General features: G+C 56.5%; 1 pseudogene. It reads right to left on the reverse strand.

The features are described 5' to 3' along the window. Nucleotides 1-73 (reverse strand): annotated as a pseudogene (locus SB724_RS21010) (division/cell wall cluster transcriptional repressor MraZ); the annotation flags it as partial. Nucleotides 74-255 lie beyond the last annotated feature (182 nt).

The raw sequence follows: 255 nt of genomic DNA on the forward strand, positions 1-255 counted from the left end.
CCTCGCGGAATTTGGCTGGCAGGATGATCCGCCCCTTTTCGTCCAGACGCGGAGAGTGAGTGCCAAGAAACACCTGCCCACCGCCCCTCAGTAAAGGTGCCTCACATATCCAACGCTGCCACTACCCTCTTATGCGCTCCACTTTACTCCACAACACCCCACAGTCAACGCATAGCGGGCCGTTTCTCCACCACTTTGAGTTTTCAGTCGCTTCGATTCGGTCCGGCATAGCGCTGAATAGTCCCGAATCAGTGG

The organism is Bacillus sp. SIMBA_031 (assembly GCF_046535225.1).
In the GTDB taxonomy this organism is placed as follows: domain Bacteria; phylum Bacillota; class Bacilli; order Bacillales; family Bacillaceae; genus Bacillus; species Bacillus velezensis.